Source organism: Pseudomonas abyssi (genome assembly GCF_003444685.1).
In the GTDB taxonomy this organism is placed as follows: domain Bacteria; phylum Pseudomonadota; class Gammaproteobacteria; order Pseudomonadales; family Pseudomonadaceae; genus Halopseudomonas; species Halopseudomonas abyssi.
Map to the genome: position 1 here is coordinate 1 of NZ_LMAZ01000018.1, position 5,796 is coordinate 5,796.

Genomic DNA, 5,796 nt, shown 5'->3' on the forward strand with positions numbered 1-5,796 from the left:
GGCTTGACGCGCCCGCTGAGGTCTCTATAATTCGCGCTCTCGCAGGGCAGGACGCTCATTCGAAAGCGCTTATTAATCAATAAGTTAGCTTGAAAATAAGGCTTGACAGTCCAGCGAAACGGCGTAGAATGCGCCACCTCGAAACGGTGCTTCGAAAGAGCCCGGATCGAGTGAGATGAGAGCTTCTCATCAGGTTGTTTGGAAGGTGTTGACAGCAGGGTTTGATCCTGTAGAATGCGCCTCCCTGACCCGGAACGGAAAGGTTGTTTTGGGTCGCTCAGGCAGGTTTTGAAGCTTCTAAAAAACTTCAAAAAAATGCTTGACAGAACAGAAGGTTAGCGTAGAATGCGCGGCCTTGGTTGAGCGGAAACGCTGACCGAATCGCTCTTTAACAATTTGAATCAAGTAATTCGTGTGGGTGCTTGCTGAATGTGCTCGATGATCAGAAAGATTATCAGCCTAGCAAGTAACTCTGTGAATTCATGAGTTTTTTGTAAAGCTGAGCCAAGTTTAGGGTTTTCTCAAAACCCAATCAGTATTTAACTGAAGAGTTTGATCATGGCTCAGATTGAACGCTGGCGGCAGGCCTAACACATGCAAGTCGAGCGGTAGAGAAGGAGCTTGCTTCTTCTTGAGAGCGGCGGACGGGTGAGTAATGCCTAGGAATCTGCCTGGTAGTGGGGGACAACGTTTCGAAAGGAACGCTAATACCGCATACGTCCTACGGGAGAAAGTGGGGGATCTTCGGACCTCACGCTATCAGATGAGCCTAGGTCGGATTAGCTTGTAGGTGAGGTAATGGCTCACCTAGGCAACGATCCGTAACTGGTCTGAGAGGATGATCAGTCACACTGGAACTGAGACACGGTCCAGACTCCTACGGGAGGCAGCAGTGGGGAATATTGGACAATGGGCGAAAGCCTGATCCAGCCATGCCGCGTGTGTGAAGAAGGTCTTCGGATTGTAAAGCACTTTAAGTTGGGAGGAAGGGTTGTAGCTTAATACGCTGCAACCTTGACGTTACCAACAGAATAAGCACCGGCTAACTCTGTGCCAGCAGCCGCGGTAATACAGAGGGTGCAAGCGTTAATCGGAATTACTGGGCGTAAAGCGCGCGTAGGCGGCTTGATAAGATGGGTGTGAAATCCCCGGGCTTAACCTGGGAACTGCATCCATAACTGTCTGGCTAGAGTACAGTAGAGGGTGGTGGAATTTCCTGTGTAGCGGTGAAATGCGTAGATATAGGAAGGAACACCAGTGGCGAAGGCGACCACCTGGACTGATACTGACGCTGAGGTGCGAAAGCGTGGGGAGCAAACAGGATTAGATACCCTGGTAGTCCACGCCGTAAACGATGTCAACTAGCCGTTGGAATCCTTGAGATTTTAGTGGCGCAGCTAACGCACTAAGTTGACCGCCTGGGGAGTACGGTCGCAAGATTAAAACTCAAATGAATTGACGGGGGCCCGCACAAGCGGTGGAGCATGTGGTTTAATTCGAAGCAACGCGAAGAACCTTACCTGGCCTTGACATGCAGAGAACTTTCCAGAGATGGATTGGTGCCTTCGGGAACTCTGACACAGGTGCTGCATGGCTGTCGTCAGCTCGTGTCGTGAGATGTTGGGTTAAGTCCCGTAACGAGCGCAACCCTTGTCCTTAGTTACCAGCACGTTATGGTGGGCACTCTAAGGAGACTGCCGGTGACAAACCGGAGGAAGGTGGGGATGACGTCAAGTCATCATGGCCCTTACGGCCAGGGCTACACACGTGCTACAATGGTCGGTACAGAGGGTTGCCAAGCCGCGAGGTGGAGCTAATCCCATAAAACCGATCGTAGTCCGGATTGGAGTCTGCAACTCGACTCCATGAAGTCGGAATCGCTAGTAATCGTGGATCAGAATGCCACGGTGAATACGTTCCCGGGCCTTGTACACACCGCCCGTCACACCATGGGAGTGGGTTGCACCAGAAGTAGCTAGTCTAACCTTCGGGAGGACGGTTACCACGGTGTGATTCATGACTGGGGTGAAGTCGTAACAAGGTAGCCGTAGGGGAACCTGCGGCTGGATCACCTCCTTAATCGACAGATCTCAGCGCTTCTTCAAGCACTCACACGAATTACTTGATTCATAAAGAAAGGCGATTGGGTCTGTAGCTCAGTTGGTTAGAGCGCACCCCTGATAAGGGTGAGGTCGGCAGTTCGAATCTGCCCAGACCCACCAATTGTCGAGGTGACAGGTCTGAACGGGGCCATAGCTCAGCTGGGAGAGCGCCTGCCTTGCACGCAGGAGGTCAGCGGTTCGATCCCGCTTGGCTCCACCAGGTCGACGCAGTACAACGCCATGAATGGAACTCAGAGTTCATATATGAACAATCAATGTGTTGATTGTTGATATCTGGTCTCTGAACCAGACGCTCTTTAAAAATTTGGATATGTGATAGAAGTACAGACACATGGCATGTATCACTGCATGTTGTGTGGCTAAGGTAAACTTGTAATCTCAAGTGCAAGTTCCGGAATTGTCGTTAATTCTGTTTTAAACCGATATCACTGAATAATCTGAGTTAATTCGTTAACTTAAGATTGTTTGGGGTTATATGGTCAAGTGAATAAGCGCATACGGTGGATGCCTTGGCAGTCAGAGGCGATGAAAGACGTGATAGCCTGCGAAAAGCTTCGGGGAGGTGGCAAATGACCTTTGATCCGGAGATCTCTGAATGGGGAAACCCACTTAGCATAAGCTAGGTATCACACACTGAATACATAGGTGTGTGAGGCGAACCAGGGGAACTGAAACATCTAAGTACCCTGAGGAAAAGAAATCAACCGAGATTCCCCAAGTAGTGGCGAGCGAACGGGGACCAGCCCTTAAGCAGTTTTGAGTTTAGTAGAACGCTCTGGAAAGTGCGGCCATAGTGGGTGATAGCCCCGTATACGAAAAACTCTTAGCTGTGAAATCGAGTAGGTCGGCGCACGTGAAACGTTGACTGAACATGGGGGGACCATCCTCCAAGGCTAAATACTCCTGACTGACCGATAGTGAACCAGTACCGTGAGGGAAAGGCGAAAAGAACCCCTGTGAGGGGAGTGAAATAGAACCTGAAACCGTATGCGTACAAGCAGTGGGAGCAGACTTGTTCTGTGACTGCGTACCTTTTGTATAATGGGTCAGCGACTTATATTCAGTGGCGAGCTTAACCGTCTAGGGGAGGCGTAGGGAAACCGAGTCTTAATAGGGCGTTTAGTCGCTGGGTATAGACCCGAAACCGGGCGATCTATCCATGGGCAGGTTGAAGGTGCCGTAACAGGCACTGGAGGACCGAACCGACTACCGTTGAAAAGTTAGCGGATGACTTGTGGATAGGAGTGAAAGGCTAATCAAGCTCGGAGATAGCTGGTTCTCCTCGAAAGCTATTTAGGTAGCGCCTCGTGTATCACCACTGGGGGTAGAGCACTGTTTCGGCTAGGGGGTCATCCCGACTTACCAAACCGATGCAAACTCCGAATACCAGTGAGTGTCAGCACGGGAGACACACGGCGGGTGCTAACGTCCGTCGTGAAAAGGGAAACAACCCAGACCGTCAGCTAAGGTCCCAAAGTTATGGTTAAGTGGGAAACGATGTGGGAAGGCTTAGACAGCTAGGAGGTTGGCTTAGAAGCAGCCATCCTTTAAAGAAAGCGTAATAGCTCACTAGTCGAGTCGGCCTGCGCGGAAGATGTAACGGGGCTCAAACCATACACCGAAGCTACGGGTTCATCGTAAGATGAGCGGTAGAGGAGCGTTCTGTAAGCCTGTGAAGGTCAATTGAGAAGTTGGCTGGAGGTATCAGAAGTGCGAATGCTGACATGAGTAACGACAAAGGGAGTGAAAAACTCCCTCGCCGGAAGACCAAGGGTTCCTGCGCAACGTTAATCGACGCAGGGTGAGTCGACCCCTAAGGCGAGGCCGAAAGGCGTAGTCGATGGGAAACGGGTTAATATTCCCGTACTTCTAGTTACTGCGATGGAGGGACGGAGAAGGCTAGGCCAGCACGGCGTTGGTTGTCCGTGTTTAAGGTTGTAGGCTGAGTGCTTAGGTAAATCCGGGCGCTTAAGGCCGAGAGCTGATGACGAGTGTTCTTTAGAACGCGAAGTGGTTGATGCCATGCTTCCAGGAAAAGCTTCTAAGCTTCAGGTAACTAGAAATCGTACCCCAAACCGACACAGGTGGTCAGGTAGAGAATACCAAGGCGCTTGAGAGAACTCGGGTGAAGGAACTAGGCAAAATGGCACCGTAACTTCGGGAGAAGGTGCGCCGATGAGGGTGAAGCATTTACTGCGTAAGCCCATGTCGGTCGAAGATACCAGGCCGCTGCAACTGTTTATTAAAAACATAGCACTCTGCAAACACGAAAGTGGACGTATAGGGTGTGACGCCTGCCCGGTGCCGGAAGGTTAATTGATGGGGTTAGCTTCGGCGAAGCTCTTGATCGAAGCCCCGGTAAACGGCGGCCGTAACTATAACGGTCCTAAGGTAGCGAAATTCCTTGTCGGGTAAGTTCCGACCTGCACGAATGGCGTAATGATGGCGGCGCTGTCTCCACCCGAGACTCAGTGAAATTGAAATCGCTGTGAAGATGCAGTGTATCCGCGGCTAGACGGAAAGACCCCGTGAACCTTTACTATAGCTTTGCACTGGACTTTGAATTTGTTTGTGTAGGATAGGTGGGAGGCTTTGAAGCGTGGACGCCAGTCTGCGTGGAGCCAACCTTGAAATACCACCCTGGCAACTTTGAGGTTCTAACTCTGGTCCGTTATCCGGATCGAGGACAGTGTATGGTGGGTAGTTTGACTGGGGCGGTCTCCTCCCAAAGAGTAACGGAGGAGTACGAAGGTGCGCTCAGCACGGTCGGAAATCGTGCGTAGAGTATAAAGGCAAAAGCGCGCTTGACTGCGAGACCAACACGTCGAGCAGGTACGAAAGTAGGTCTTAGTGATCCGGTGGTTCTGTATGGAAGGGCCATCGCTCAACGGATAAAAGGTACTCCGGGGATAACAGGCTGATACCGCCCAAGAGTTCATATCGACGGCGGTGTTTGGCACCTCGATGTCGGCTCATCACATCCTGGGGCTGAAGCCGGTCCCAAGGGTATGGCTGTTCGCCATTTAAAGTGGTACGCGAGCTGGGTTTAGAACGTCGTGAGACAGTTCGGTCCCTATCTGCCGTGGACGTTTGAGATTTGAGAGGGGCTGACCTTAGTACGAGAGGACCGGGTTGGACGAACCTCTGGTGTTCCGGTTGTGTCGCCAGACGCATTGCCGGGTAGCTACGTTCGGAAAAGATAACCGCTGAAAGCATCTAAGCGGGAAACTTGCCTCAAGATGAGATCTCACCGGGAGCTTGACTCCCCTAAAGGGCCGTCGAAGACTACGACGTTGATAGGTTGGGTGTGTAAGCGCTGTGAGGCGTTGAGCTAACCAATACTAATTGCCCGTGTGGCTTGACCATATAACACCCAAGCAATCTGGTGTTATCGAGCCAGACAGATTTAAACAACTTCGCGAACTTGCGAGATTGCAAACACCTTAGCTTCTGTCACACATCCAAGCTTTTTAAGCTGCACGCCTAGCGGGCAGCAACAAATTGCTTGACGACTATAGAGCATTGGAACCACCTGATCCCATCCCGAACTCAGAAGTGAAACGATGCATCGCCGATGGTAGTGTGGGGTCTCCCCATGTGAGAGTAGGTCATCGTCAAGCGCCTATACCGAACACCCTGATCAGAAATGGTCAGGGTGTTCTTCTTTGTGCGC

At 51.3% G+C, this 5,796-nt stretch carries 2 tRNA genes and 3 rRNA genes; all 5 read left to right on the forward strand.

Features of this window, described 5'->3' with window-relative positions:
• The first annotated feature begins 540 nt into the window (after positions 1 to 540).
• The 5 genes from ASB58_RS19785 to rrf all read left to right on the forward strand — a co-directional run bounded on the left by ASB58_RS19785 (position 541) and on the right by rrf (position 5,743).
• Positions 541 to 2,079, forward strand: a 16S ribosomal RNA gene (locus tag ASB58_RS19785).
• Positions 2,080 to 2,145: 66 nt separating this feature from the next.
• A tRNA-Ile gene (locus tag ASB58_RS19790) sits at positions 2,146 to 2,222 on the forward strand.
• Positions 2,223 to 2,246: 24 nt separating this feature from the next.
• Positions 2,247 to 2,322: transfer RNA gene (locus ASB58_RS19795), tRNA-Ala, on the forward strand.
• 278 nt (positions 2,323 to 2,600) lie between these two features.
• Positions 2,601 to 5,489, forward strand: a 23S ribosomal RNA gene (locus ASB58_RS19800).
• 138 nt (positions 5,490 to 5,627) lie between these two features.
• Positions 5,628 to 5,743, forward strand: a 5S ribosomal RNA gene (gene rrf, locus ASB58_RS19805).
• Together the 16S, 23S and 5S rRNA genes with 2 tRNA genes alongside form the textbook arrangement of a ribosomal RNA operon.
• The last annotated feature ends 53 nt before the right edge of the window (positions 5,744 to 5,796 follow it).